Annotated in this window: 19 protein-coding genes; 4 read left to right on the top strand and 15 right to left on the bottom strand. The window is 37.9% G+C overall.

Annotated features, from left to right (window positions below):
* Positions 1–48: 48 nt before the first annotated feature.
* The 7 genes from cysS to HMPREF9456_RS06690 form a co-directional block, all read right to left on the bottom strand.
* Complete coding sequence (gene cysS / locus HMPREF9456_RS06720) at positions 49–1,524, bottom strand: cysteine--tRNA ligase (protein WP_006842738.1); 1,476 nt, start codon at positions 1,522–1,524, stop codon at positions 49–51.
* A gap of 160 nt (positions 1,525–1,684) precedes the next feature.
* Entirely contained in the window at positions 1,685–2,680 is a 996-nt protein-coding gene (dusB, locus tag HMPREF9456_RS06715) for a tRNA dihydrouridine synthase DusB (RefSeq protein ID WP_006842737.1), read from the bottom strand.
* A 155-nt stretch (positions 2,681–2,835) separates the two neighbouring features.
* On the bottom strand, positions 2,836–3,513 hold the full coding sequence (gene mnmC2 / locus HMPREF9456_RS06710) for a tRNA (5-methylaminomethyl-2-thiouridine)(34)-methyltransferase MnmC2 (RefSeq protein ID WP_006842736.1): 678 nt from the start codon (positions 3,511–3,513) through the stop codon (positions 2,836–2,838).
* Positions 3,514–3,532: 19 nt separating this feature from the next.
* Entirely contained in the window at positions 3,533–4,012 is a 480-nt protein-coding gene (gene ispF / locus HMPREF9456_RS06705) for a 2-C-methyl-D-erythritol 2,4-cyclodiphosphate synthase (RefSeq protein ID WP_006842735.1), read from the bottom strand.
* A gap of 32 nt (positions 4,013–4,044) precedes the next feature.
* On the bottom strand, positions 4,045–5,211 hold the full coding sequence (porV, locus tag HMPREF9456_RS06700) for a type IX secretion system outer membrane channel protein PorV (RefSeq protein ID WP_006842734.1): 1,167 nt from the start codon (positions 5,209–5,211) through the stop codon (positions 4,045–4,047).
* Positions 5,212–5,357: 146 nt separating this feature from the next.
* A complete protein-coding gene (locus HMPREF9456_RS06695; RefSeq protein ID WP_018074828.1) occupies positions 5,358–5,984 on the bottom strand; it encodes a fumarylacetoacetate hydrolase family protein in 627 nt (208 codons plus the stop codon).
* A gap of 43 nt (positions 5,985–6,027) precedes the next feature.
* Positions 6,028–6,765 (bottom strand): polyprenol monophosphomannose synthase, encoded by a 738-nt coding sequence (locus HMPREF9456_RS06690; RefSeq protein WP_006842732.1) that lies wholly within the window; start codon positions 6,763–6,765, stop codon positions 6,028–6,030.
* Between the two features lie 218 nt (positions 6,766–6,983).
* On the opposite strand from HMPREF9456_RS06690, the gene HMPREF9456_RS06685 reads away from it, so the two are divergent.
* Positions 6,984–7,820, top strand: coding sequence for an energy transducer TonB (locus HMPREF9456_RS06685; protein WP_006842731.1), 837 nt, complete (start codon positions 6,984–6,986; stop codon positions 7,818–7,820).
* Between the two features lie 104 nt (positions 7,821–7,924).
* On the opposite strand, the gene HMPREF9456_RS06680 is transcribed toward HMPREF9456_RS06685, so the two are convergent.
* Both HMPREF9456_RS06680 and HMPREF9456_RS06675 read right to left on the bottom strand, forming a co-directional pair.
* Positions 7,925–8,686: a TIGR03915 family putative DNA repair protein gene (locus HMPREF9456_RS06680; protein ID WP_006842730.1), complete on the bottom strand. Its 762-nt coding sequence runs from the start codon at positions 8,684–8,686 to the stop codon at positions 7,925–7,927.
* Positions 8,686–9,948, bottom strand: coding sequence for a putative DNA modification/repair radical SAM protein (locus HMPREF9456_RS06675; RefSeq protein WP_006842729.1), 1,263 nt, complete (start codon positions 9,946–9,948; stop codon positions 8,686–8,688). Before HMPREF9456_RS06675 ends, HMPREF9456_RS06680 begins: the two co-directional genes overlap by 1 nt.
* Before the next feature lie 305 nt (positions 9,949–10,253).
* On the opposite strand from HMPREF9456_RS06675, the gene HMPREF9456_RS06670 reads away from it, so the two are divergent.
* The 3 genes from HMPREF9456_RS06670 to HMPREF9456_RS06660 all read left to right on the top strand — a co-directional run bounded on the left by HMPREF9456_RS06670 (position 10,254) and on the right by HMPREF9456_RS06660 (position 13,553).
* Complete coding sequence (locus HMPREF9456_RS06670; RefSeq protein WP_006842728.1) at positions 10,254–11,459, top strand: C40 family peptidase; 1,206 nt, start codon at positions 10,254–10,256, stop codon at positions 11,457–11,459.
* A gap of 27 nt (positions 11,460–11,486) precedes the next feature.
* Complete coding sequence (locus HMPREF9456_RS06665; protein WP_006842727.1) at positions 11,487–12,635, top strand: dipeptide epimerase; 1,149 nt, start codon at positions 11,487–11,489, stop codon at positions 12,633–12,635.
* Between the two features lie 69 nt (positions 12,636–12,704).
* Positions 12,705–13,553 carry a hypothetical protein gene (locus HMPREF9456_RS06660; protein WP_006842726.1) on the top strand — a complete coding sequence of 283 codons (849 nt, stop codon included), beginning with the start codon at positions 12,705–12,707 and terminating at the stop codon, positions 13,551–13,553.
* 16 nt (positions 13,554–13,569) lie between these two features.
* On the opposite strand, the gene HMPREF9456_RS06655 is transcribed toward HMPREF9456_RS06660, so the two are convergent.
* The 6 genes from HMPREF9456_RS06655 to HMPREF9456_RS06630 all read right to left on the bottom strand — a co-directional run bounded on the left by HMPREF9456_RS06655 (position 13,570) and on the right by HMPREF9456_RS06630 (position 26,610).
* Complete coding sequence (locus tag HMPREF9456_RS06655; RefSeq protein WP_006842725.1) at positions 13,570–14,025, bottom strand: cold-shock protein; 456 nt, start codon at positions 14,023–14,025, stop codon at positions 13,570–13,572.
* Between the two features lie 28 nt (positions 14,026–14,053).
* Positions 14,054–15,178 (bottom strand): DEAD/DEAH box helicase, encoded by a 1,125-nt coding sequence (locus HMPREF9456_RS06650; RefSeq protein ID WP_006842724.1) that lies wholly within the window; start codon positions 15,176–15,178, stop codon positions 14,054–14,056.
* A gap of 357 nt (positions 15,179–15,535) precedes the next feature.
* Positions 15,536–18,556 (bottom strand): golvesin C-terminal-like domain-containing protein, encoded by a 3,021-nt coding sequence (locus tag HMPREF9456_RS06645; RefSeq protein ID WP_006842723.1) that lies wholly within the window; start codon positions 18,554–18,556, stop codon positions 15,536–15,538.
* A gap of 13 nt (positions 18,557–18,569) precedes the next feature.
* Positions 18,570–21,110: a bifunctional glycoside hydrolase family 9 protein/polysaccharide deacetylase gene (locus HMPREF9456_RS06640; RefSeq protein WP_006842722.1), complete on the bottom strand. Its 2,541-nt coding sequence runs from the start codon at positions 21,108–21,110 to the stop codon at positions 18,570–18,572.
* A 129-nt stretch (positions 21,111–21,239) separates the two neighbouring features.
* Positions 21,240–23,084 carry a RagB/SusD family nutrient uptake outer membrane protein gene (locus HMPREF9456_RS06635; protein WP_006842721.1) on the bottom strand — a complete coding sequence of 615 codons (1,845 nt, stop codon included), beginning with the start codon at positions 23,082–23,084 and terminating at the stop codon, positions 21,240–21,242.
* A gap of 13 nt (positions 23,085–23,097) precedes the next feature.
* On the bottom strand, positions 23,098–26,610 hold the full coding sequence (locus HMPREF9456_RS06630) for a SusC/RagA family TonB-linked outer membrane protein (protein WP_006842720.1): 3,513 nt from the start codon (positions 26,608–26,610) through the stop codon (positions 23,098–23,100).
* Between the last annotated feature and the right edge of the window lie 191 nt (positions 26,611–26,801).

Below are 26,801 nucleotides of genomic sequence, written 5' to 3'. Positions count from 1 at the left end.
GATGTATAATAAGATAAATATTGATGCTTTAGATAAAGAGAAAAAGAATCATTTCAGTTTCCATTCGGCACCATCCTTGCCATCTTTGATTTCAAATCCGGCTTTAGCCAATTCGTTGCGAATCTGATCTGAAGTAGCCCAATCTTTATTTTCTTTTGCTTTTTGGCGAATCTCGAGCAATAAGTCCACAGCTTTGCCAAAAGCTTCATTATTGCCACTGTTTGCACCTATTGCATCGTTACGGATACCGAGTATACCGAACAAAAAGATATCAAATACTTCTTTAAGCTCATTTATATCTTCCTGACTCAATGTTATATTACCCGTACTTGCAGAATTGATTGTTGTTCCGGCTTCACATAGATGTGCTATTACGATTGCCGAATTCAAATCATCATTTAATGCCTCATAGCACTTGTTCCTAATATTTTTCACATCTACAGAAGATGTAGCTGAGACAGGAATTTTCTCTATACGTGCGTATGCATCATAAAGTCGTTCGAGGCTCTTTTCTGCAGCTTGCAAGGCTTCGTTACTGAAATCTACTGTACTACGATAGTGCGCCTGCAAAATAAAGAAACGAATTGTCATAGGGCTATACGCCTGTACCAGCATTTTATGAGAGCCTGTAAAGAATTCATCCAGTGTAATGAAGTTTCCTAAGGACTTGCCCATTTTCTGCCCGCCAATAGTTATCATATTGTTATGCATCCAGTATCTTACTACCTGATGCTTTTCCATTGCCGTATTCTGAGCTATCTCGCATTCGTGATGGGGGAACATAAGATCGAGCCCACCTCCATGTATATCAAATTCTCGGCCGAGATACTTTATACTCATTGTTGAACATTCGATGTGCCACCCGGGAAAACCATCACTCCAAGGCGAAGGCCAACGCATAATATGTTCGGGTGCAGCTTTTTTCCACAGAGCAAAGTCAACTCTACTCCGCTTCTCTTCCTGACCATCAAGCTCACGCGTAGTATTTAGCATTTCTTCGATATTGCGATGAGAAAGAATACCATAATCATAATCCTTATTATATTTCTCTACATCGAAATAAACCGAACCATTACTTTCGTATGCATATCCGGCTTTCAATATACCTTTGATTGCCTCTATCTGCTCTATGATATGCCCTGAAGCATGAGGCTCTATAGATGGAGACAGTACGTTCAAAGCATCCATTGCCTTATGGTAACGATTTACATAATACTGAACAACTTCCATTGGTTCCAACTGCTCCAAACGTGCTTTTTTGGCTATTTTATCTTCACCCTCATCGGCATCGTTCTCCAAGTGCCCCACATCCGTGATATTACGAACGTAACGCACCTTATAACCTAAATGTGTGAGATAACGAAATAGTATATCGAATGTTATAGCAGGACGGGCATGTCCGAGATGGCCATCTCCGTATACGGTTGGTCCACAAACATACATCCCCACATGCGGTGCATGAAGCGGTTCGAATACTTCCTTTTTTCGTGTCAGAGTATTGTAAACCAATAATTTTTGTTCCATAAACAGTCTGTAATTTTTTTAGCAATACAAAAGTAAGAAAATTATATAGAAGTAAGGAGGTTACACACCGAATATTAAGTGTGTAACCAAACCTATGTATTATTAAATATTTAGGGGTTATAGGTTTCTTTATTCCTATTACCGAAAACTCAATTTATATTCAATTGTTTGATTCCATCTGAAATTGCTCCGGTATAGTATCCATAATTTCAAAAAGTTCATCAACGGACTCTGTTCGCAACATAGCCACTCTTACTTTCTTAAAATCGGGCAACCCTTTAAATAATGAGCTTGCAGCCAAATGACGCCGACTATGAATAATTCCGCCACGTTCCCCTGAATGAACAACATTTTTGCGGATCATCTCTTTTAGAACATCCAAATACCATTCGAATTCTTTCTTCGGAAGCGTTTCACCGGTTCTCAAATAATGCTTCACCTCTTCAAATATCCACGGACTACCGATACTCCCCCGCCCTATCATTACGGCATCCACTCCTGTCTCGTCGAAACGGCGTTTGCATATTTCGGGACTAGTTACATCCCCATTACCTACTATCGGAATATGTATACGAGGGTTATTTTTGACATCGCCGATCAACTCCCAATCGGCGTCTCCTGTGTACATCTGTGAGCGTGTGCGCCCATGTATTGTCAAGGCTTGTATTCCTACGTCTTGCAATTGCTCTGCCAGCTCCACAATAATCTTCGACTCATGATCCCAACCTAAACGAGTTTTTACTGTTACAGGGATTTTTACAGCTTTCACTACTGCAGCAGTTATTTCAACCATCAGTTCAGGGGTTTTCATCATACCCGAACCGGCACCCTTACCTGCCACTTTCTTCACCGGACAACCAAAGTTTATATCCAAAATATTCGGATTGGCTTCTTCACAGATTTTTGCAGCTTCTACCATCGCATCTACTTCCCGTCCGTATATCTGTATAGCCACAGGACGCTCTTCTTCACTGATGGTGAGCTTAGCCTGAGTTTTATTCACATGACGAATAAGTGCATCGCTGGATACAAACTCGGTATATACCATATCTGCCCCAAATTGCTTGCACATAAGACGAAATCCCATATCTGTTACATCTTCCATAGGAGCAAGAAAGACAGGGTTTTCGGAGAATTTTATATTGCCTATTTTCATTATATTATAGTGTAGATTCTTATAGATATTTATTAAATATCGGGCACAAAGATAAGTATCTTTTATCAGAAGATAAAAAGATGGAATTGATCTTAACTATATTATAAACGCTGAGGAAATGAATATAAAAGAATACAGAGAACAGAGACGAGGCATCAACCTGTTTTTGTAGCACGCAGCATTTCTCTTTTTCCGGGAGGTCCGGGAAGTCTTTCAGTTTTGTAGCCTGCTTGTTGTAGCATTCTACGCACAGCACCTTTAGCACAATAAGTAACTAATATCCCATTCTGGGCTGTAACAGAATACAATGAATCAAATATTGATTGCGTCCACATTTCGGGCTGCTTATCGGGAGCAAATGCATCGAAGTAAATGAGATCGAAAGAAGATTTTAATGAGGAGAAATCAAACTTGGTAAAATCACATTCTATCTTCGACAAATAAAACTCAGGTAAAATTTGAACTTCCCTATTCCAATCAGCATCATGCAGCTTATTATATAATATCTTGGCTTGCTCTAAGTGCTTATCCGAATAATTCAACTCACTGATAATTGATTTAGGCAAAGGATATAACTCTAAGCCTGTGTAATGAATAATTCTTTCGGTATTGGTTACATCCAATGCTGTAAGAAAAGCATTTAAACCTGTTCCGAAACCAATTTCAAGAATATTGACACTCTCTTTTTTGCAATGATGCAATCCTGTGTTAATAAATACGTGGGTTGATTCTTGTATAGCTCCATTTACCGAATGATAGTGTTCATTCAGGTCGGACATGAAAAGAGTGTGAGACCCATCAGCGGTTAATTCTATTTTGGGTTTCACACTCATTTCTTTTTGTGTCTAATTATCACTTTTTTTCAATTAAAGCAACGGCGTATGCTGCAAAACCTTCCTCACGGCCTACAAACCCCATTTTTTCTGAAGTTGTTGCTTTTATCGATATATCATCTACCGAGATCTCTAAAATCTCAGCCATCACTTTCTGCATCTGAGGTATATGAGGATTTATTTTAGGACGTTCGCCACAGATAGTTGCATCTATATTACCTATACTATACCCTTTCTCGGTTATCACCTCTAATGTTTTTTTCAATAAGATTTTACTGTCTATATCTTTATACTCCCCGGCTGTATCAGGAAAATGAAAACCTATATCACGTAAATTTGCCGCACCAAGAATAGCGTCGCAAATAGCATGTATAAGTACATCAGCATCGGAGTGCCCTAATAGTCCCTGACTATGCTCTATCTTGATTCCACCTAACCACAAATCTCTATTATCAGCAAGGCGATGCACATCATAGCCAAAACCTACCCTTATCTTCATTATATCAAATAACTTTATCTACGAAACAATAATTACTTAAATAAATTTTTCATTGCATCAATATCAAACCCTAGAGAAAAACGCAATGTTTGGTCTAATGGATTTTGTTGAGCGGTAGCCAACAGATATGCTACATCCAGTTGGAATGCGCTTAGCTTAAATCCTGCACCAAAAGAAAGATATTGACGGTTACCTTTCATCTTATTTTCGTGGAAGTAACCGGTACGTAAACGGAACTTATCATTATAATCATATTCTGCACCAAGCGACCATGCAATCTCTTTCATTTCTTCCGAGAATCCACCCGGAGCATCGCCAAATGATTTGAAGATACCCGCTATCGGGTTAATATCTCTATAGTCTGCCATACGTTTACTGAATTCATCATTGGTCTCCCCTTCTTTTTTAACAGGAGGAGTTGGAACCAAATACTTATTCAGGTCTGCACTGAATGATATTGTACTCACCTCGTTGATAGGATACATAAGAGAAGCTCCTAAACGCAGATTGGTTGGTAAGAACTCATTTCGAGAATCTCCGTTTGTAGAAATTTTTGTACCAATATTAGAAATATTGAAACCAAAACTTAGCAAACTTTCTGAACTCCCTGTACGGATATAAGATTCGTTATAACCCGAAATATCTGCTGCAAAAGCATTCCCTACTGAAGTTTCTTCAGAGGCTCCTGTATAATCGGCACGGATATAACGCACTGTTACAGCTCCGGAAAAAGTCTCTGTCAATTTACGAGAATATGCCAAGTCGATAGCCAACTCGTTGGGGCTTAAAACAACACCATTAAAGTCGTTTAGGTCTGTGACAACTTTCACATCTCCAATAGAAAAGTAACGAATAGATGCGCTTAATGCCTGATTATTTTCATTGCCTAATTTATAGTAACCAACACCATAAACTAATGCTATATCATTAATGATCTTTCTCAACCAAGGAGTATATGATATTCCAAAACCTGCCTTACTTGGGCTAAATGCATATTTAGCAGCATTCCAGTGTTGAGAATACACATCCGGCGCTGTAGCCACTCCGGCATCTCCCATACCTCCTGCACGGGCATCAGGAGCAATATTTAATGACGGCATAGCCGTTTGTATCGGGTTCACGTCATCTTGTGCATACGCGCCTAATGCAAGCAATGCAAAAATATTTACAAATAAGATTTTTCTCAAAAGACTCTTCATTTATTCTACTATTTAAGTAATTAATTTATATGTTAAGGTTTTATTATAGTTTGTTCGTATTCCTTATTTTAATTATTCAGTATGTATAGATAACAATTTTTTATAATATTTATTGTTACCTAGCATAAATTTAACATTTTAAATTATCAGCAAATAGATATTTCCAACAATTTCTCTCCTTCTATTTCTCCTGACAGATGATTTCCTATTTGCACCTTCCCTACTCCGGCGGGTGTGCCGGTAAAAATCAAATCGCCGGTTTTGAGGGTAAAAAAACGGCTGGCGTATGCAATTATTTTATCTATCGGATGTATCATTTCGGTAGTATTAGCCGATTGGACTATCCTACCGTCAATCGACAAACTAAAGTTCAAGTCATCCATCGGTTTCCCCCATTTATCTTTTGGCACAAATTGCCCTACAGCAGCAGAGTTATCAAATGCTTTGGCTATTTCCCAAGGGAGTCCTTTTTTCTTAAGTTCAGATTGTATATCTCTTGCCGTAAAATCGATACCGAGACTAATTTCTTCGTAATAGCGATGAGCAAATCGTTCTGCTATATTTTTACCCATCTTACATATCTTAACTACAACCTCAGCCTCGTAATGTATATCGGCAGAGAAATCGGGAATATAGAAATCTTTCTTATCTCCCGAAAGCAAAGATGTATCGGGTTTCATAAAAAGAACAGGATCATCCTCGCTATTCGATAATGCCCTGTTCATTTCTTTATTATGTGATTGATAATTTTGTCCTACGCAAATAATCTTCATCTTTTTGCTGTATAAAAAATATACAACAAAGATACACAAGTTTTTATTTCTTTTTATGAATTCCGCCAAACATTTGCCTCAAGCGCATTGTAATTACACCAATGACACCTTCAGCAAAAATACCGGAGCTCATTTTTGAAGTACCCAACATCCGATTAACAAAAATAATAGATACTTCTTTTATATTAAATTTCAGACAATGTGCCGTATACTTCATCTCCACTTGGAAAGCATATCCTTTGAAGCGAATATTGTCCAAATCAATAGTTTCAAGAACTGCACGCCGATAACAAACAAATCCGGCTGTAGAGTCATGTACCTTCATGCCCGTAATAAAACGCACATATCTGGAAGCAAAATAAGACATCAAGACCCTTCCCATAGGCCAGTTTACAACATTTACGCCACTACAATAGCGTGAGCCTACCGCTAGATCGGCTCCTTGATTAACACATGCCTCATATAAGCGGAGAAGATCGTTCGGATTGTGAGAAAAATCAGCATCCATCTCATACACATACTCATAACTGCGTCCCAAAGCCCATTTAAACCCTGCGATATATGCCGTTCCAAGACCAAGTTTACCGGCTCTTTCCACAAGATGTAACCTTTCGGGAAACTCTGTTTGAAGCCTCTTTACAATAGAAGCGGTTCCATCAGGAGACCCATCGTCAATAACCAGAATATCGAACTCTTTAGGTAAATTGAACACTGCCCTTGTGATGGCCTCTATATTCTCCTTTTCGTTATAAGTCGGGATGATAACTATTGAATCTGACATTTCCTACAATATATTAAGTTACAAATGTAGCATTTTAAGTATTGATAAATAAAAATTTGCCCGACAAAAAAAACTAAAATATTAGGATATCCATTTCGCTAAAAGAACTTTTTCAATGAGATTAAAAAAAATTAATACCTCTTTATGGAATTTCAGAGACTTTAATATCTATTAAGTAGAAAAAGACAAGATTAAGTAACAATTTAAAACATACAGTTATGAAAAACGCAGTAAACCTAAACTCAACAGAATGGTGTGACATAGTTTTTGAAGGAAGAAACAAATCATACGGAGCATTCGCTTTAAGACAATCTTCTTGGAAACGACACATCCTCGCTTTTGCAATCATCTTATTGTTTGTAGGTTTTGTAACAGCCCTACCGTTAATCATCAGTACTGTAAAAGCTGCAACAGGTATACAGCCGGATAATATAACAGATAAATATACAATAGTAGTTATCGATCCGCCATTAAACAAAGTGGATGAGATTGAAAAACCACCAATTCCAGAACCACCTAAATTTATACAAATGACGAAGTTTGTTCCACCAACAATTGTTGATGACACTAAAGTCAATAATGAAGAAGAGATGGTGACAATGGAAGAGGTTGCAAAAGGGAAAGACGCCATTGGAAAACACAAGGTAGAAAACGGTTCTACTGACCCTGATGCAATCCGAAAGGACATTGAGACCATAATGACACCAACAGATAAGGGAGGAACAGAAAAGAAACCCGAGACATTTATTGCAGTAGAAATCATGCCTCAGTTCCCCGGAGGGGAGGCAGAAATGTATAGATTCATTAGTGATAATCTCAAATATCCAGTTGTAGATCAAGAGATAGGAACACAGGGACGTGTTATAGTAAGATTCGTTGTTAGCAAAACCGGTGAAATATCCAACTTGGAATTATTAAAAGGAATCAGTCCAACATGCGACAAGGAAGCAATGAGAGTTATAAAAAGTATGCCAAAATGGATTCCTGGGAAGCAAAGCGGAAATCCGGTTCAGGTATATTTCACAATTCCGATTGTATTCAAACTGAAACAATAGAAGTACTCTACCCAAGAAGGCTGTATAGCATTTTTACCTTATCCTATATTGATTTCTCTTCGATCAGGATGACAAAAGACAAGAAAAACTCTATAACAGCCTTCTTATTGTTTCTCGGTAAGGTATTTCCAAAAACGTTTTGGCATGTGCTGGCGATGCAGTTTTGGATTTATACGTTCTTTTATGGTCATCGACTTAAAATAACCTTTCCACAACTCTTGAAATAACTTTTCATCTTCGGCCATCAACTTTTCATCTAATTTTCCACCCAGCAAATACTCATCATTATCAAGTGTGATCTCTACCATTGTATTCAGATCATAGTAATACCCATATTTTCTTTTCATATCATAGATAACCCATTTTTGATCCGAAAAGCGATCTTTGAAATGACCAATAGCCAAAGGAAGAGCATTATATCGGGGAAATACAGGTGCAAAGAATATATCGTCAGCAGCTTTTTGAAAACGCACAAACTGTTTCAAATAGAGTTCCTCGTGAGATACTTTCCTAGCCAGTTGGCTCATCTGCAAAACATCGCTATCTGCAAAATTCGTTTCTATAGAGATTTTATTATCAAGCGATTTACGAATATAACGGAACATAAGATCGTCACTTCCTTCTTCCTCCGAAAGCCAAACATAGGTAAGCATGTTGCATGCTCCTTTCGACAGTTTATTTTCTAATCCTTTCCAAACCCGAGTAGCTTTGTCTTCTTGCGTAACCACCGTATAGCTATCATCCATAAACATGGGAGCAATATCTCCTTCTGCCAGTAATCTGTCGGGAAATACTTTTCGGCTATATGCATCAAAGATGGCGGTCAATAAGCCTTCGAATGTTTTATCGTAAAAAAACACTACCATCAGTCAGGGAATATTATAGACAACTGACTATCATCACTTTTTCGTTTTTTAGGTTCAGTAAGGATTTTGCGAACATACTCAGGCGTAACTTCATTAACAGTATACATCGGCAACTCGTTGCAAGTAATAAAATATTGAGCTTTCTTCATCACCACTCCAATCTTTTTAAGGTGTGAGGCATTCAGCTTACCATGCCGACGCGAAGTTACAATATACTGTGCCGACTTAACCCCAATACCGGGCACACGAAGAATCATTGCATAGTCGGCTTTGTTAATATCCACCGGAAACATTTCGGGATGACGCAGTGCCCACGCCAATTTCGGATCTATCTCAAGGTCAAGATCAGGATATGCATCGTCCACTATTTCATCAGCTCTATACTGATAGAAACGCATCAGCCAGTCGGCCTGATATAAGCGATTTTCTCTCACCAATGGGGCTTGCTTTAAGGCTGGCAAACGAGTATCATAACTATTCACCGGAATAAAGCCCGAATAGTATACACGCCTCATCTGTGTCTGTTGATAAAGGATCGAAGACACACGCAAGATATCTTTATCCCGTTCATTGGTTGCGCCTACTATCATTTGTGTACTCTGTCCGGCAGGAACAAAGCGCGGCGCAGAGCGGAACTTCCGCCTATCTTCTATACTTTGTTGCATTCCCTGCTGAATATAACGCATCGGCTTGTATACACTGCGATGATCTTTTTCGGGAGCCAGCAGTTTCAGATTTACCTCTGTGGGTATTTCCAGATTTACACTCATACGATCGGCATACAATCCGGCTTCGCTAATCAGCTCCTGACTAGCACCAGGTATGCTTTTCATGTGAATATATCCGTTGAATCGTTGTACAGTTCTGAGATTTTTTATGACTCTCACCATACGCTCCATCGTATAGTCTGGGTTGTTGATAACGCCCGAACTAAGAAAAAGACCTTCGATATAGTTACGACGATAAAATTCAATTGTAAGATCAACCAGTTCTTGAACTGTAAATGTAGCTCTGCGGATATCGTTACTTCTACGATTGATACAATATGCACAATCATAAATACAGTAGTTGGTTAACATAATTTTCAACAATGAAACGCAACGCCCATCTTCTGTAAAACTATGACATATCCCCATACCACCTACAGTATTTCCAAGTCCGCCCACTTTATTTTTGCGGACAGTACCACTGGAAGAGCAAGAAACGTCATACTTAGCCGACTCTGCCAACACCTTCAGTTTTTCGAGTACATTATCATTCATAGAAATACAAAGAAAAGGATTTTAAAAGAGAGGTTGTTATAAAATAATTTAAAATAAGCACTTTTGTTGATAAATAAATAACCATCTCACTACAAAACACTTATCGGCAAAAACTTTTTACTATTAAGCACAATACATCGTTAAAGTCAAGCATAAAGACACATACACAAAATTAGCGTTTAGATATACATTTTAAACTATTTTAACGATATAAAAAGAGAAAACACAAAGTGAAACTCGGCAGAAATCCTTATTTTGCATATATTTGTAATATCACAACTAATTAATTATTCAGGCCTGCCGTTATGAAAAAAATATGCACACTGATTGCTTTATGTATATGTTATTCTGTATTATATGCGCAAAATACAGACAAGCAAATTTCCAAACATGCAGAACTAGAGACAATCCTCAACAATATCAGAGAGAAACATATCCCTGATAAAAGAGTAAAAGTGTTTGATATAAAAGTAGATGATCACGAAAAGGCCCCTACCTTACTAGGTGTCACATCGGATATTACTGCATACAAAGAAGTTATAAAGCAGTCTGAAAAAATTTATGGAAAAAACTTCACGGATAAGATAAAATTATTACCCGACAAAGATTTAGGAGACAAGACTTATGGTGTGATAACCTTATCTGTTGCCGATATCCGAGTTGAAGGTAAATTCTCGGCCGAAATGGCTACTCAGGCTATCCTCGGAACACCAATCCGAATTCTGCAAAAAGATGGATGGAGCCGTATACAAACCCCTGACGGATATATAGCTTGGACACAGGAAATAAATTACCACCCGATGACTAGGACAGAATTTGAGGATTGGAACTCGGCAAAAAAAATAATATTTACAGACTATTTTGGGTTTGCATATTCTGCACCTGATACACAAAGTCAGACTGTATCGGATTTAGTCAGTTGCAATATTCTGAAAAAGGAAGGCGAGGTTGGAGATTTTTATAAAGTATCATACCCCGATGGACGGAAGGCGTATATACTAAAAAGCCAAAGTAAAAAATATGAAGACTGGCTTGCCGGAATTACAATATCAGGAGACAACTTTGTGAAAAAAGCATACACCCTGATGGGTATTCCTTATGTATGGGGTGGTACATCGGTAAAAGGTATGGACTGTAGCGGTTTTACCAAAACAATAGCGTTAATGCATGGTATTATCCTGATGAGAGATGCCTCACAACAGGCACATACAGGTATACCGATTGATATAAGCAATGGATATGGAAATTTACAACCCGGAGATTTGATGTTTTTCGGAAAAAAAGCTGAGAAAGATAAGAAAGAACGGATACGTCATGTCGCATTTTATATTGGCAACAATAAATTCATTCATGCATCGGGCTATATCCGTATCAGCAGCCTCAACCCTAAAGACAATGATTATGACGAAGTGAATACAAAAGAATTTATCAGAGCTTCGCGCATAATAGGGGCCATAGATAAAGAAGGATCGGGAATATGGTCTATATCAAACAATTCATTCTATAAGTAATTAACATTGCACTTAATATATCGAATCATGCCACAATCGAGACGTAATTTTCTAAAAACAGCAGCTCTGACAACAATAGGTAGTGGGTTACTCGCCGGTAATCCATTAGCAGCATTTGCTCAAAACAATAAAAAGACAATTTCATTAAATAAGAAAATGAAATTAAGCTTTAAGCCATACGATCTGCAATTGCGCCATGTATTCACTATTGCTAATTCTTCACGCACAACAACACCTGTTGTACTGACTGAAATTACATACGATGGCATAACCGGATATGGTGAAGCTTCTCTCCCGCCCTATTTGGGGGAAACTCAAGCTTCTGTAATCGAATTTCTTAAGAAAGTAGACCTCGAACAATTTTCCAGTCCATTTGAGCTGGATGATATACTCACCTATATCGACAAAATAACAGAGAACAATACTGCGGCTAAGGCTTCTATCGATATTGCATTGCATGATTTGGTAGGCAAGACAATGAGTCAACCTTGGTATAAAATATGGGGATTGGACAAAGAGAAAACACCATCTACAACGTTTACGATTGGTATCGATACGGATGAGGTTGTTAAACAAAAAACCAGAGAAGCGGCCCCATTGTATAATATACTGAAGGTAAAGCTCGGACGAGAAAATGACAAGCAGATGATAGAGGCTATACGGACAGTGACCGAAAAGCCTATAGCCGTAGATGCCAATCAGGGGTGGAAAGATAAACACTATGCACTGGATATGATCAACTGGCTAAAAGAAAAGGGTGTCGTCATGATCGAACAGCCAATGCCCAAGTACAATCTGGAAGATACCGCATGGGTTACAGAAAGAAGCCCATTACCTGTATTTGCCGACGAGTCTTTTCAACGTCTTCAAGATGTGCTACGACTAAAAGGAGCTTTCACCGGAGTAAATATCAAATTGATGAAGTGTACAGGTATGCGTGAAGCATGGAAAATACAAACTGTTGCACGGGCAGCCAACATGAAAGTAATGATAGGCTGTATGACCGAGACATCTTGTGCCATCTCTGCCGCAACGCAATTATCACCGGCTGTAGATTGGGCCGACCTGGATGGAAATTTACTGATCAGTAACGACTGCTTCAAAGGGGTAACAGTTATAAATGGTAAGTTACATTTGGATGATAAGCCCGGAATCGGAATAGAGAAAGTCGGGTGATCTAAATAGTTTTTTGATGAGATTATATTTATTTATCTATCTTTGCATAAATTTAATACATAAGAATACGTGATATTACTAGCTGAAAGCGGCTCTACAAAGACAGAGTGGTGCCTGGTGGACAGAAGTGGAATTGTAGAACATTTCTTGTCCGATGGCATTAATCCTTTTTTCCAGACAAGAAAGGAGATAAGTCGTTCTATTCGGCTACAACTGCCACCGGTCTTCTTTAAGACTAAATTCCATACTATATATTTCTATGGAGCTGGTTGTTCTTCTCTAGAAAAGAAGAATGTAGTAAAAGCTTCACTTGAAGCCCAGTTTAAAACACCATCGATCATCGAAAGTGACCTTTTGGGTTCGGCTCGTTCCCTATTTAAAAACGAAGCCGGCATTGCCTGTATTTTGGGAACCGGCTCTAACTCGTGTCTATACGATGGGGATACTATAATAAAGAATGTGAAGTCTTTGGGGTATATCCTTGGTGATGAAGGAAGTGGTGCTTCTTTGGGTAAGATATTTCTTGCAGATTGCTTAAAAGGATTAGCTCCTACTGAGCTTATAGAACCATTTTACAGAAAGTATAAGATTGATCCGGATGAGATAATGGATTATATTTATTCTAAGCCTTTCCCAAACAAGCTGTTATCCGTTTTATCATTCTTTTTATACGAATATCTCGAACATCCCTATATCAATAATTTAGTCAGAAAGAATTTACGATCTTTCTTTGAAAGGAATATTCTTCAATATGAATATACGGAATATCCTATACGCTTTGTAGGATCGATAGCAAAAATGTATTCCTTTATCTTAAGAGAAATAGCTCAAGACTTAGGAATATACATTGATGTTATTATTGAAAATCCGATAAAAGGACTGATTGAATATCATAAAGAAAACGGACAGTTAATATAGATAAGGGATCTCTATATTACTTTTGATCGTCCTTATTGGCCAAAGTGATTCTTACGGCATTCATACCTTTTTGCCCTCGCTCCAACTCGAATGTCACCATATTACCTTCTTCAATCGGTACTAAAGTGCTACTTACATGGAAAAAGTATTTTTCTGTGCTGCCTGTGTGTTTAATAAAGCCATACCCCTTATCCTGATTAAAGTATTCTACACGGCCATTGAGAATAGGATCTTCGACATCTTCTTTCTTGGGTGTTGAAATAGCGATATCTTCTATTTCTATCTCTTGTTTATTCGTCTGAGTGGGAGGTGTACTGGTTATAACGCCATTCTCATCCACATAAGCGATCATATCTTCAAATGAGTCGACAGGAGCATTTCGTCTTTCCTCTCTTCTCTGTTGTTTTTCTTTTCTCTTTTGTTGTTTGTTTTTTTCTATTTCTCTTTTGTTAAATGAATTTGATTTTGCCATTAATTATATATTTATGTTTTTATATTTCTTACGCTGGAATTGATAATTGATTCAACTTCTTCCCTGTTAGTTTCTGAATATCATTAAGCATTGCATTCTCTTCCGCCGAACAGAATGTGAGAGCAGTACCGCTATTACCTGCACGTCCGGTACGACCGATACGATGTACATAAGTTTCGGGAACATCGGGCAAATCATAATTGATAACCAGTTCCAATTGATCAACATCTATTCCTCTTGCTGCAATATCCGTAGCAATGAGAACACGTGTTTTTTGCGACTTAAAATTAGTCAAAGCACGTTGACGTGCATTTTGAGATTTGTTGCCATGAATAGCCTCGCTACCTATACCTGCCTTACAAAGAAGACGCGCAATTTTATCGGCACCATGCTTCGTGCGGGAAAAGACTAATACTGATTGCTTTTTATCTTTTTTCAACAAATTGATTAACAAGTCTTTCTTCTCTTGTTTCTCTACAAAATATAGATATTGCTTGATAGTATCTATAACAGATGATGCAGGAGTAACTTCCACTTTAAGAGGATCTCTCAGAATAGAGCGAGACAAAGAAGCTATGGTAGATGGCATAGTAGCAGAGAAAAACAATGTCTGTTTTTCTTTTGGTAACTTAGGGAGCAGACGTTTAATATCATGAATGAAACCCATATCTAACATACGATCAGCTTCATCAAGGACGAAATGACGTATAGAGTCCAGATTTATAAATCCCTGATTAATCAAATCCAATAGTCGTCCCGGTGTAGCAACTAATATATCTATACCTGTCTTCAATTCGTCTGTTTGTGCTTTTTGCTTCACTCCTCCATATATAACACAGTGGCGAAGTCCCGTATATTGAGTATAGTCATTAAGACTGTCATTTATTTGAATTGCCAGTTCTCGTGTGGGGGTTAATATTAAAGCTCTGATTTCTCTTCTTTTACCACTAACTTTATTCAAATAAAGTTGCTGAATGATAGGCAGTGAGAAAGCGGCGGTTTTACCTGTACCTGTTTGTGCTAGTCCTAGAATATCTCGATTCGTTAAAGCCGGAATAATAGCTTTTTCTTGTATAGGAGTTGGCGTTGTATATCCTTTTTCTTCCAGAGCCTTTAATATTGGCTCAATAATATTTAATTCATTAAATGTCATAAATAGTTTAACTGTAATCTACTACAGATTTTATAATTGAATAATGTGTTACGAACACTGTGCAACACATTTCCGTAACTTGTTAATAAAATAAACAAGAAAGTTAATTTTGACGTCATTTTTTACGATGGGAAGTTCCGCTAAAACAGAGGCGGAGCAAAACATTGCGAAGAAAGATACAATATAAACTCGATTGTTTAAAAGACAAAGATACGAAAACAAATTGACTTATTGTGTTCTTCGCACTTTATTTGATAAAATGCTCTAGTATATAGAGTAATAAAACTATATAGACGATAATAAAAAAGATGTCGTGAAATAATTTGTATTATTTCACGACACTCCCTCTTTTTTCCTTTATTTAAAAATAAAAGAAAGAATATTTGACATCAGACTATCTCTTTCTGCTTGATCTTTTATCGCCTCGAAGGGAAAGCCCATTACACATGTTTTGTAATCGCCATCATGAGCAATACCCGCACTAAGGTTATTTTCTGTATATCTGAATATAGTATAACTATTCTCTCCGGCTGGCTCTAAAGCATCAGGCGACTCAACAGCATAAGCTATGGAGTTGAGCTTGTTATAAAACTCATAGTTACCAGAAAATGCCGGAAATGGAGAGGCAATTGTTTTTACTTTCCCCTCAACTGCTGCACGCCCTACTCTCCATTTATATTTTAACACATCAGCAGCAAACTTCTGATCTTCTCCTAGAGGCTTTTCAGTATCCCACAGGTCAGAAGCTACATAAGCTCCGCTTATAAATATATTTCCCCCTTGTTTACAATAATCAGTAATTTTGTTTTGAAACTCTTTAGGAAATGTTTTGAACTCAACAGGACTTACACCTCTACCTATTTTTGTTTGTCGTTGTTTCCCTAATATCAAATCTACTAATTTGTAAGAGTTCATATCCACAGTTCCATCCAATACAGCATCACGGCTTACCGATACGAACGAATATCCCGCTGCAGCAATAGATCGCCCATGCATAGCCGGATAGTCAAATGTATTTCCGGCAACAACTGTTGTTTCATAATTCGCATTGCTTGCACCAAAGCCTGCTGCATCGTCATCCATCCAGGGTATTACCCTCCTGAATTCGTATTGACTTCCAATATAATTATACTCCACTTTATCCGGCACTCCATGATCAATAAAGTCTAAAAATCCACCAATGCTATCTCTTGATGCAAAGCTATAAGGAGCAGATAGTCTATCAAAACCATTGACAATAAGCACCTGCCCTTTCTCTTCCGACTTTTTACATACCGAAAGTATTTCGGAAGGGAAACTTTGTCCTCCTTTGTTTACAGCTGTTATCTTGAAGCTATATAATACATCTTTTTCGATCGGCATAATCGCACCTGTACCATTAACTACTTTACCATTATCAAAGTCTCCATCGCCTATACGTGTATATACGATATATTGATCAGGCTTTGCACTTGGCTCGGTAACATCATTTACCGGCTTCCATTTTAATTCTACCTGAGTATTCCCGGAAAATTGAGCACTAAATGATTTTACAGGTAATGGTTGCACAACATAATCATAGCCATATTGATGAGCCACAAATTTGAGCATCCCTTTATATATGGAGCGACTAACTGTAAAACGAAAACGAGGATCGAGCCCATAATTCATATCTGCAAAATTCTGATGCGACAGTAATTCCAACAACATGGTAGGCACATTCGGAACACGAGCTTCACTATAAGAACGGTTCCACATTTGGCGGCGAGTCCACTGCGGCTCATACTCACGGCGAATATCTTTTACTATCTCATCCATTATCAGCTCCGTAAGGTCGCGAGAAGCCCAACGAGTCTTACCATTTTCAAACTTTTCATCATTGTGATGCGTCATGTAGATACCCAGACTTCCTATAATAGAATCGTTGAAGGTCGTACCGGCATCGGTATGAAAAGCCATTGCAAGGTCTATCGGAATATTCAGACCGTCATTCTTCGGTAATACAGAAGAACCTCCGGCAATATAATTTACCCAAAACCCTCTACTTTGATAATCGTCGGTATAGTCATTCTTTCCTTCGCTCTTGTTGTATATACTATCGGGAGTACCAGCCCATTGCAACCAATAACGAGCACCCTCTGTATAACGAGGATAACCACTTACTTCCGGTTTGTAATCTATCGCAGGCAGTTTCTTTATATTATTTTCAATAGTTTCAGAACTCTTAGTATTGTCTGTTACAATGCCACTGGCATGAGGTTGCCTTGCAATATTGCCCATTCCGCCTCCTATCTTAACAGCATCGGCGGTCAAGATACGCCCCGCTTTATTGCTTTTATTGGTCAATACAACTTTACAATTTTCATTTACACCCTTATCAAAAGAAAAATAACCCAGAAAGATCCACGTACCACCTCCCATCTTTTGATTAACACTAAAGTCGGTTTTCCCTCCCTTATGATATACTGTATATCGGGCATCATCGGTGCTATTTTCTAAAGTCTTATACGATATATACACCCCATATTTACCTTTTTCGGGAATATCGGGTATCCATTCACATCGACTTTCTTCTCCGGTCTTTATTGTCTTTACTTCTTTATAAGAGCCTGATCTGAATGGATTTTCTCCATCCAGATATGACTCTTTCAAATATGCAAATCCTTCATAGTAGCCAGCTATCCAGCTGTCTTTTCCATTAATTTCTTTATATATCGATTTATCTTTGTTTCTATCATTATCTACAATTATTTCATGACGCTGTATATCACGTTCACGAGGCAACAAAACATTCGCACCTGCATTTTCGAGCATAGGTACTAAATATGGCAATACATAGCTTTGAGTATATAAATCCTCCACTGTCTGGAAGATTCGAGCTCGCTGCCACTCCCAGCGTGCCAACTTTTGTTCGTAATACCACCCGTGGCTTTGCCATATAGCCAAGTGATGATTTTGCAACCCTCGGTCAGCAACATAGGGTTGAGATAAGTTTACGATCAATGGTTTATCAAGTTTGTTAGCAAATAGTTGCTTTTTGTCTTTTCCAAACAAAACCAAATCTTCGACTTTTCGGGTATCGGTAATCAATTCAACTTTGTATTTTTTATATTTTTCGGGAAGTAGATCTTTAATTTTATTATAAATGACATCTACTTCATTTTTCTGAAAAGGAATATAGGAAAGGTTTACTCCAGCAAAGAGGCTTATAGTTTTCCCTTTCATGTTGACAGAATCTATTTTTATTCTCCCTGTTTTTACATCTTTGTTGGCAAATTCTGTGAGATATGTTCCAATATTATTTTTAATACTATCGGAAATAATTTGAGCCTTTATTTCATTCACTATAAAAAATGAGAGAAATAAAATAGCAATATTGAAAAAAAACGTCCTTTTCATTATAATTTATTTATCATAAACGTTCAAAAGAATAACCTCTCTTTACTAAACCTTTTATAATTTCATTTAATCTCAAATATAATTTATCTTTTCTATCAGGATGAGTTCCCGGATGAATAAGAATTATTGCACCATCCAATGTATTTGCTTTTTCATATGCAAACAGCTGATCTATTATCTGTTGGGAAGACATATAGTTTTTCATATCCGGTGTTGTATAATCGGCAGCTGTTCTCAGTCCGGAAGTAAAGTTAATCGTTATCTGATTTTGCGATTCAATTAAGCTCACATTTTCTTTATTATACCACTCATATGGAGGCAAATAATAATTTACATCAGATTTTTTTATTCCATACTTTTCGAGTTCTTTTATATTTTGCCTTAAATCATTAATAAGGCTATCTGATGTCACAAGAGATTGTTCTCTATTTCCCCAAGAAGCATATAACAAATGCTTATCTGAATGCCCCCCTACATAATGTCCTTTTTTAATAATGTTCTTAATTGTTTCTTTATGTTCTTTCATTCTCAGACAATTCCCTGTAAGAAAAAAAGATGCTTTCGCATTGTTTTTATCTAATGTCTTAAGGATAGTTGTTGCTCCTTCAAAAGCAGAATCTGCAGAAAAAATTAAATGAATTACTTTTCTATCTGAGTTGATTCGAACAGTAGCTCCATAGGCATCAGTTACTGTATTATTTGGTTTATTAGACTGCTTTCTTCCTAGTTGCTCCATTATGGAGAGGTAATATATCATGTAACAAGTACCATCGATCACAGGCTCATTGGTACCATAGGAGTCTTGATGAAACACAGCAGGACCATTCTGAAAGGCAGCTAAAGGGTCTTTACTTCGGCTCACTTTTGGAACACCCAAGAATGTATCATGCCAACCTTCATTGATGGGGCCATCAACCAATCCTCCCAAACGAGTTTCGTCTGTTCTGGAAGAAACGGCTCCTTCAGGAAAACCTCCTATAAAAGAGAATCCCCAAGGATTACAGCCCAAAATCCAATCACGTAAAGCAGCTTCCATCTCCTGAAAAGAATTGTCTCCTGAAATCTCTTTATATTGGTGAGCATAAGAAGCAGCTCCAATAATGGCAAAGTTAGCACACCACACATAAGGTACACCATTCATAAACGGCTCACTTCCTGCACGGTTTCGAATAATTTGTAATCCTTGACGCATAAAGTCGGTGAACTTTTTGCTTGTTACTTCGTCGTCGGATTTTGCCATCAGGTGATGTCCCTGATTAACAAAAGGATAGAACTGATAGTGGCGTGCAAATCCAAATGCCCACAAAGGATTAACGGGTTCAAGTTGTCCCCAATAGTCTCCTTCTGTACGCCATTTCGGGTCTTTAGTAAGAGTATAAAATGTAGCAGCCGCTAACTCTACATCATCCACATAATTGTCTTCTTCGTAAAAATATGGCGAAACCACGCAGACTGTTTGAGTATTTCCGGGATGTTCAAGAGCAAATTCATAGGCAGGTTCTGCCTTATCTGATAGTACTTGAGCAAAAGCAGGATCTATATTCTTGAAAAGCTCGGCTCCCAGAGCAAAACAGGAAGCAAATTTACCTGCAGAGGAAGCCACTCCGGTGGTACGGTTCAGTTGAATCTCTCCATTTCTGGGATTAGGTAAGTCTTGAGGCTCTCCGGTAATAAAATAAACCGGTCGCCCCTTACCAGGCCCCCAGCCATAATCTACATTATCATTTTGAGGCAACCCATAACCGGCATGGTCTCGGTCATCGGCTATCTGGTTATACATTTCTTTAGGTGCAGGGTTCATTCTGGATAACCAGTCTAATCCCCAACGGATTTCATCTAAGATATCCGGAATGCCGTTACTGCCCGGACTAGCATCAGCACGATAATTGTCTTTAAAAATTGTTTTATCTTTTGCCTGATAATAAGCTAACATCATGTGATAGATAGCACTTGCTGTGGTGGTAACATATTGTAATTTATCGTCTGCATCATGCCAACCACCGCGAACATCAATATGTTCTCCTGTACGGGTGGGATGCTCTACAATAAAACCATCATGTTGATGACAAACAGTGCCTAAAAAATTATTCTGCCCGCAACGTTGACGGCGCATATAATTAAGCATAAAATCAACAGACCCTTCGTAAATATCTGCTCCAATTTTAAATTGAGGAGATTTCACGCCGGCAGCTTCAATATAATAATCACCTTCTGCCTGAACAGAAGAAAAGTCTAGACGAAAAGCTGATTTTAATCCCCAATATGCAGCATCTGCAATTTTTCCCTGTCCGCTGTATACTGCTTTTCCGGTTTTTGCATCAATAAGTGAAAAATCGGGGATACCATGTTGAGTTGTAGGCAACACAGGTGGTTGTCCACTTCTGCTGCGAAAAGATAAATCGGGGGTAATTTCTTCAGTTGAGATTAGCACTGCAACTTTGATATCCTTGGGTAGATATCCCAATTGATTTATCCTTACCCATGAAGATTGCCCATAAGACAAGGAAACCATCATGCAAAAAATAAAAAAAGCGACTAAGCGATGCTGTTTCATGTGACAAAAGATTAAGATAAAAGAAGGAGACAACTTGGCATCCCAGGATGTCTCCTCCTATCTAAAAAGTCTAAAACCTAATTATATAAAGAATGGTGTAACAAACCTTCCTTTATATCATACTATTTTTTATTCCCACCCCTTGGTTTGAGTCAATTTATATCCCTGACTAGAGTACAAGCTAATCTGATCTTGACTAACTGGAGACAAATAAACCCTATCGGTAAAATTATCTCTATCTTTAACTCCTTCAGGCAAGTAATACCCTACCATATCAGCAGCATTACTTCCATTAAATTTAACAATAGTCCCATCTTCCTTCATTACTTGAGTGATATTCTTCTTCGTAGCTGCAACCAATTCTGGTATTTCTTTAGGAATATCCACCCAAACGCCTTTTAGTATATCTGATTTCACAGAACCTTTCATGTAATTTATTTTTTTCCATCTCTTCAAATCCAACAAACGAGATGGTTCCATAAATAACTCCATGCGGCGCTCGCGACGAATCTCCCATATCAGAGCCGGAACATCTTGGTCACGAGCCGGATCAACAGGTAATGCGCCCAAATTCATATGTGGAGTTTTTACAATGCCTTTACCAATCGCTTCAGCATCTAAAGGACGATCACGCAAAACATTTATAGACCTGTTTATATCTTGCTGTGTAACAGCAGTACCTCCTATTGTCGCAAGCTCTGCTTTCGCTTCTATCCAGTTTAGAAGGACTTCTCCATAACGTATAACCGGGGCATCATTTGTATTAGTATTGCTTGTATACTTGGGTGGAAGCGGAAGTGAAAGCGTAGGGCCTGTCCTATCCACAAATTTATTTGTAAAAAGCAATGCTGCAGCTTTTGAATTTAATTTATTCGAAAATGAAGACTCAAAGCGAGGATCCCGTGTTTTCATAAGATTTTCAAGATCAAATTTAGCAGCAGCTACTGAAGAATTTTGCCAAACCTTTCCATCATTACAGATAAAAGCTTTCACTACATCTAGGTTTGCAGACTGATCTTGTGCCTCATAATTGCAATTATAAGAAGCCACACAATGTGTTATACTGACTGACGCATCATAATGCCTGTACATAATACATTCTTTATTACCTGAGAGATTTTCAGACCCGAAAAGAGTGTGCATGTCAGTGTCTATCGCATACTTACCGGTCATAAGTAACTCGGAAGCTTCTACTGCAAATTCAAGGAATTTTTTTGCTCTTGTCTGATCTGCATTATGATATTTCTGCCAAGTACCTTCGAATAGCATCCATCTTGAGATAAAAGCAGCCGCAACATCTCTATTCAGAGTTTGAGCTCCATCATTAGTACGAATATTTTGCAATACATACTTGAACTCATTATATACGTTATCCATTACTTCATTACGAGGTGTCCGATCTTTATACATGATATCTTTCTCTGTAGTAGAGAAATCTTTCTCGAAATAAGGGACATCACCAAATACGCTTACTAAACGACAATAATCGAGTGCTTTAAAAAAACGCGCTACAGCCATCCAGTGATTATAAGCTTCGGGTGTAAGAACATTCTGCATACGAGTTTCAATACGATCTATCATCAAATTAGACTTACGTATCCACCCGAAATACCAAGTAGGGCCGGCGTACTGGGTCAGCCATGCCGGCGGACTAGTAATACTGTTACTACCCCTTGTAGCAGGCACGCTGACCTCAAACAAAGACTGTACATTTTTAGAAACAACATCATCACTGAACATATATCCCTTGAAGAGAGAATAATCTAACGTCCAGGAAGAATTATAGCCAACAAAGAATTGTGTATAAAATTCATTAGCATATAAACGTACATTATTTTCCTGTACCCAATATTTATCATCATCTATACTATTCAATTGCGAACGATCCAAATAATCGGAACAGCCCTGAAAGAGAGTAGCAGAGATTAATCCGAACACAAGAATAGTTTTCTTTATTAGATTGATATTCTTCATTATTGCTTAATTTTTAAAAAGTTAATTGAACACCAAATGAAACATTCTTAAACATCGGCGCGCCAACACCGGTACGCCCAGAGTTATAGTTATTATTCGTAGTATCCCACATAGAGATTCCATTCATCACTTCAGGATCGACAGGTAGACCATTTAATTTATCCCAAGTATATATATTTTCCATGGACAAATATATACGAGCCTTAGTTATATATGCCTTGCGTGTAAGAGCAGGAGGCAAGCTATATCCAAAGGTTACATTCTTGAGTCTTAAATAAGACATGTTCAGAAGATACCTATCTGATACATGTGTATTATTTACAGCTGTAGATCCACCGGCTACTGCTGCCACATTATATGGACGAGGATAAAAAGCGTTTGTACGATCTTCGCGCCAGAAATCTCCGGCTATTGCCTGAGCCATAGCCCCATCCGATGTATTGTATCCTGGTATAGCCAATGCTCCATCTCCCCAGATACTACGTTTACCTACTCCTTGGAAAAACAATTGCATATCAAAACCTTTATAATCCGCACCTACTCGGAATCCATAATTGAAACGAGGTGTCGTATTTCCTATTACAGATAAATCTCCATGATTATCCGCGGTATTACTACCATTGGTGATTCTACCATCTCCATCTAAATCCTTGTACTTGACATCTCCAGGTCCAAATTTAAAGTCAGCCGACGTCTGAACAAAAGGCTGATATACAGCATTATCACCCTTCAATTTATACATCTGTTTAGTAGCTGAATTCGGATTATTAGGATCCAGAGGTACTGAAATAATAATCAAATTACCAGAAGAGTCATACTCAAAGTCATCTTTCTGATAAAGACGATCTACTTTATATCCCCAAATATCTCCATAACGTTTTCCTGCCCACCATGAGGTAGCAGAAGTACCTTTGATCGCTCCTTCTGTGTAATCTGTTATATATGTCTGAGCATCAGACAATGTAAACATTCCGTTTATACTCAACCCATTGGCAAATCGATGGTTATAATCAAGTGAAAACTCCCAACCTCTTGTTCTTAATTCGCCATAATTACCTTCTGGAGAAGGTGCACCAAAAGTATTAGGTAATGTAACACCAGGGACAATCATATTTCGTGTATAACGTTGATACCAATCGAATGTAGCACTTAGCTCATTGAAAAGAACAACATCTACACCAAAATCAAGTGTTTCTATATCTTGCCATGTAATATTTCTATCTACAGGTCCCGGTGTCCTGAAGTATGGAAATTTAGTAGTTCCATCAAGCCAAGACGAAGTTAAACCAGAAAGCGACTGCATATAAAGACCTGATGAAACAGTCTGATCCCCTATTGATCCCCATGATCCTCTGAATTTTAACGAACTTAAAGTAGGTTTAGCCCATGCCATAAAGGACTCCTCACTTGTACGCCAACCTGCAGAAAAAGAAGGGAACCAACGCCATTTAAGTTCTGTTGGAAATTTTGAGGAACCATCGTAACGTAAATTAGCTTCCAATAGATATTTCTGGTAAAAATCATAATTCACACGGCCGAAAAAGCCAGCTTGCGATTCCCACCATGTTCCACCACCCACCGTAGGAGTAGCTCCTGTAGCTAAGTCGAACTGAGGATTGTTATAATCCAATAATTCTGTTTTCTGAGCCCAATATTGTTTTCTTTTCGATTTCACAGCATTCAAACCTGTCATAAATTTAAATGTATGAATACTGGCCAAATTCAGATTATATGTTGTATAAGCATTAAAAGTATGTTGTTGCTCATTTTCCGAATCTCTTCGGAAATGATCGGGGTTGGCACCTTTACCTGTATAAGTATTCAGCGGTAAACTATAAGCTGGCATTGCACCAGTATCTCCGGCAGAGACAACATTTCCATCCTGATCTACATAAATACGATTTCCATTTGCATCCATTCTAGGCACTGCTGCTGACCATGAATCTGCAGCAGTATAACGTGTTCCGGGTCTATCCCATAAAAACTCACGATTTGCATAAGTATAGTCGAATTCCAAATTCCAGTCTTTTGTAAAATTGACAGTTGCTCCAACATTCACATTCAAATAATTTGTCTGTCTGCTTGCTGTATTTGCTTGTGCCGCTTCTGATGCAGGACTCCGGATAATGTTTCCATTTTCATCCATACCAAATGGTTGTAGAGGTCCCCAACGATATATGTATAACCAAGGATCTGCAGTCACAGAGTTTGTCATATACGGATAATATTTTGTTCCTTGAGAAAACATAAATCCACTTCTCAAAGTCACATATTTATTGATCTCTGTACTTAATTTTGCACTAGCATTGTAGCGTTCATAGTTATCCTTTTTTGCCGCTTTCATCAAGCCGCTTTGGTTAAAATATCCTAGACCGATGTTATAACCTACTTTTCCTGATTGTCCATTTACAGATAAGTTATGAGTTTGCGTAGGTGTCCATTCTTCAACCATATAGTCATAAGCATTGTACAAGCGTACTCCCATATTGTTTTTTCCATCTACGTACCAGTCACGACCATATACCATCGGATCATTTACTCCCAAATTTCCGTATTTTGAATACCACTCTTTAGATCGCTCATAACTTGCTTTATTCAGTTTCCAAAAAGCTCCACTTAGACTTGTACCAACTCTCTCCATTGCCGAAATTGAATATTCAAGTCCGTCAAGAGTTGCCATATCAACATCTTTAGTAACTTTAGACCAAGCAAAGTTACCAGAATACTGAACGCTTACTTTATCCGTTTTAGCTCCCTTCTTCGTAGTAATCAATATTACACCAAATGCAGCTTTGGCTCCATATATAGAAGATGCTGCAGCATCTTTTAATACACTTATTGTTTCTATGTCGTCGGGGTTAACAAGTGTCAAACTTGGAATTTCAACGTTGTCTAACAAAATGAGTGGATCAGACTTGGATGAACTTTGAATAGATCCTATTTGCCCACGTATTCTAAAAATGGGATCAGAACCTACTTCTCCACTAGGTATAACAATAGACAAGCCTGGAACAGAACCTTGCAACCCACGTCCAACATCAGCTATCGGACGATTTTCCAAGGTTTTCCCTATATCTACAGAAGATACAGCACCTGTTAAGTTTTCTTTTTTCTGCACTCCATAACCTACCACTACAACTTCGCTCATTATTTGAGAATCTTCTTGCATTGTTACATCAATGGTTCTTTGGGTACTAACCGTTATTGACTGAGTCTTAAATCCCACATACGAAAATGTTAATGTAGCATTATTAGACGGAACGGTAATACTATATCCTCCATCCATATCTGTAAGAGTACCATTTGTTGTACCTTTTACAGTTACACTCACACCTATAAGTGGCTCTTTTTTGGAATCGATCACCTTTCCCTTAACCGTAATCTGCGTTTGTTGATTTTCTGCAAAATCTTTAGATCCCTTTGAATCGTAGGCATAGCTATATCCTATAGACGAATAGATGAGTCCTATAGCCAGCAAAACAAAGAATCTCCTTTGACAGTGTTTTTCTACTTTTTTTAGATTCATAATACTTTGTTTATTAATTTTATACTTCTTCCTGTTGATATGAATGAAGATATTGAGGAAAAATGCATTTGGAAAGTGAGCACTACTTTATCGAATTCATATTTACAAGAATAAAACAAATGAAAAATTTAGAAATAGATTTAAAATTGTGGTTTTATTATGTTTCCATAGGCTAATTATATATTATTTTA

This window comes from Dysgonomonas mossii DSM 22836 (assembly GCF_000213575.1).
In the GTDB taxonomy this organism is placed as follows: domain Bacteria; phylum Bacteroidota; class Bacteroidia; order Bacteroidales; family Dysgonomonadaceae; genus Dysgonomonas; species Dysgonomonas mossii.
The sequence above is the reverse complement of the archived record's forward strand: the minus strand, read 5'-3'. Positions and strand labels throughout refer to the sequence as shown.

What these genes read in the sequence shown, in the direction of transcription:
- cysS (WP_006842738.1), bottom strand. Translation starts at nt 1,524, where the DNA reads ATGGAACAAAAATTATTGGTTTACAATACTCTGACACGAAAAAAGGAA.
- dusB (WP_006842737.1), bottom strand. Translation starts at nt 2,680, where the DNA reads ATGAAAATAGGCAATATAAAATTCTCCGAAAACCCTGTCTTTCTTGCT.
- mnmC2 (WP_006842736.1), bottom strand. Translation starts at nt 3,513, where the DNA reads ATGAGTGTGAAACCCAAAATAGAATTAACCGCTGATGGGTCTCACACT.
- ispF (WP_006842735.1), bottom strand. Translation starts at nt 4,012, where the DNA reads ATGAAGATAAGGGTAGGTTTTGGCTATGATGTGCATCGCCTTGCTGAT.
- porV (WP_006842734.1), bottom strand. Translation starts at nt 5,211, where the DNA reads ATGAAGAGTCTTTTGAGAAAAATCTTATTTGTAAATATTTTTGCATTG.
- HMPREF9456_RS06695 (WP_018074828.1), bottom strand. Translation starts at nt 5,984, where the DNA reads ATGAAGATTATTTGCGTAGGACAAAATTATCAATCACATAATAAAGAA.
- HMPREF9456_RS06690 (WP_006842732.1), bottom strand. Translation starts at nt 6,765, where the DNA reads ATGTCAGATTCAATAGTTATCATCCCGACTTATAACGAAAAGGAGAAT.
- HMPREF9456_RS06685 (WP_006842731.1), top strand. Translation starts at nt 6,984, where the DNA reads ATGAAAAACGCAGTAAACCTAAACTCAACAGAATGGTGTGACATAGTT.
- HMPREF9456_RS06680 (WP_006842730.1), bottom strand. Translation starts at nt 8,686, where the DNA reads ATGGTAGTGTTTTTTTACGATAAAACATTCGAAGGCTTATTGACCGCC.
- HMPREF9456_RS06675 (WP_006842729.1), bottom strand. Translation starts at nt 9,948, where the DNA reads ATGAATGATAATGTACTCGAAAAACTGAAGGTGTTGGCAGAGTCGGCT.
- HMPREF9456_RS06670 (WP_006842728.1), top strand. Translation starts at nt 10,254, where the DNA reads ATGAAAAAAATATGCACACTGATTGCTTTATGTATATGTTATTCTGTA.
- HMPREF9456_RS06665 (WP_006842727.1), top strand. Translation starts at nt 11,487, where the DNA reads ATGCCACAATCGAGACGTAATTTTCTAAAAACAGCAGCTCTGACAACA.
- HMPREF9456_RS06655 (WP_006842725.1), bottom strand. Translation starts at nt 14,025, where the DNA reads ATGGCAAAATCAAATTCATTTAACAAAAGAGAAATAGAAAAAAACAAA.
- HMPREF9456_RS06650 (WP_006842724.1), bottom strand. Translation starts at nt 15,178, where the DNA reads ATGACATTTAATGAATTAAATATTATTGAGCCAATATTAAAGGCTCTG.
- HMPREF9456_RS06645 (WP_006842723.1), bottom strand. Translation starts at nt 18,556, where the DNA reads ATGAAAAGGACGTTTTTTTTCAATATTGCTATTTTATTTCTCTCATTT.
- HMPREF9456_RS06640 (WP_006842722.1), bottom strand. Translation starts at nt 21,110, where the DNA reads ATGAAACAGCATCGCTTAGTCGCTTTTTTTATTTTTTGCATGATGGTT.
- HMPREF9456_RS06635 (WP_006842721.1), bottom strand. Translation starts at nt 23,084, where the DNA reads ATGAAGAATATCAATCTAATAAAGAAAACTATTCTTGTGTTCGGATTA.
- HMPREF9456_RS06630 (WP_006842720.1), bottom strand. Translation starts at nt 26,610, where the DNA reads ATGAATCTAAAAAAAGTAGAAAAACACTGTCAAAGGAGATTCTTTGTT.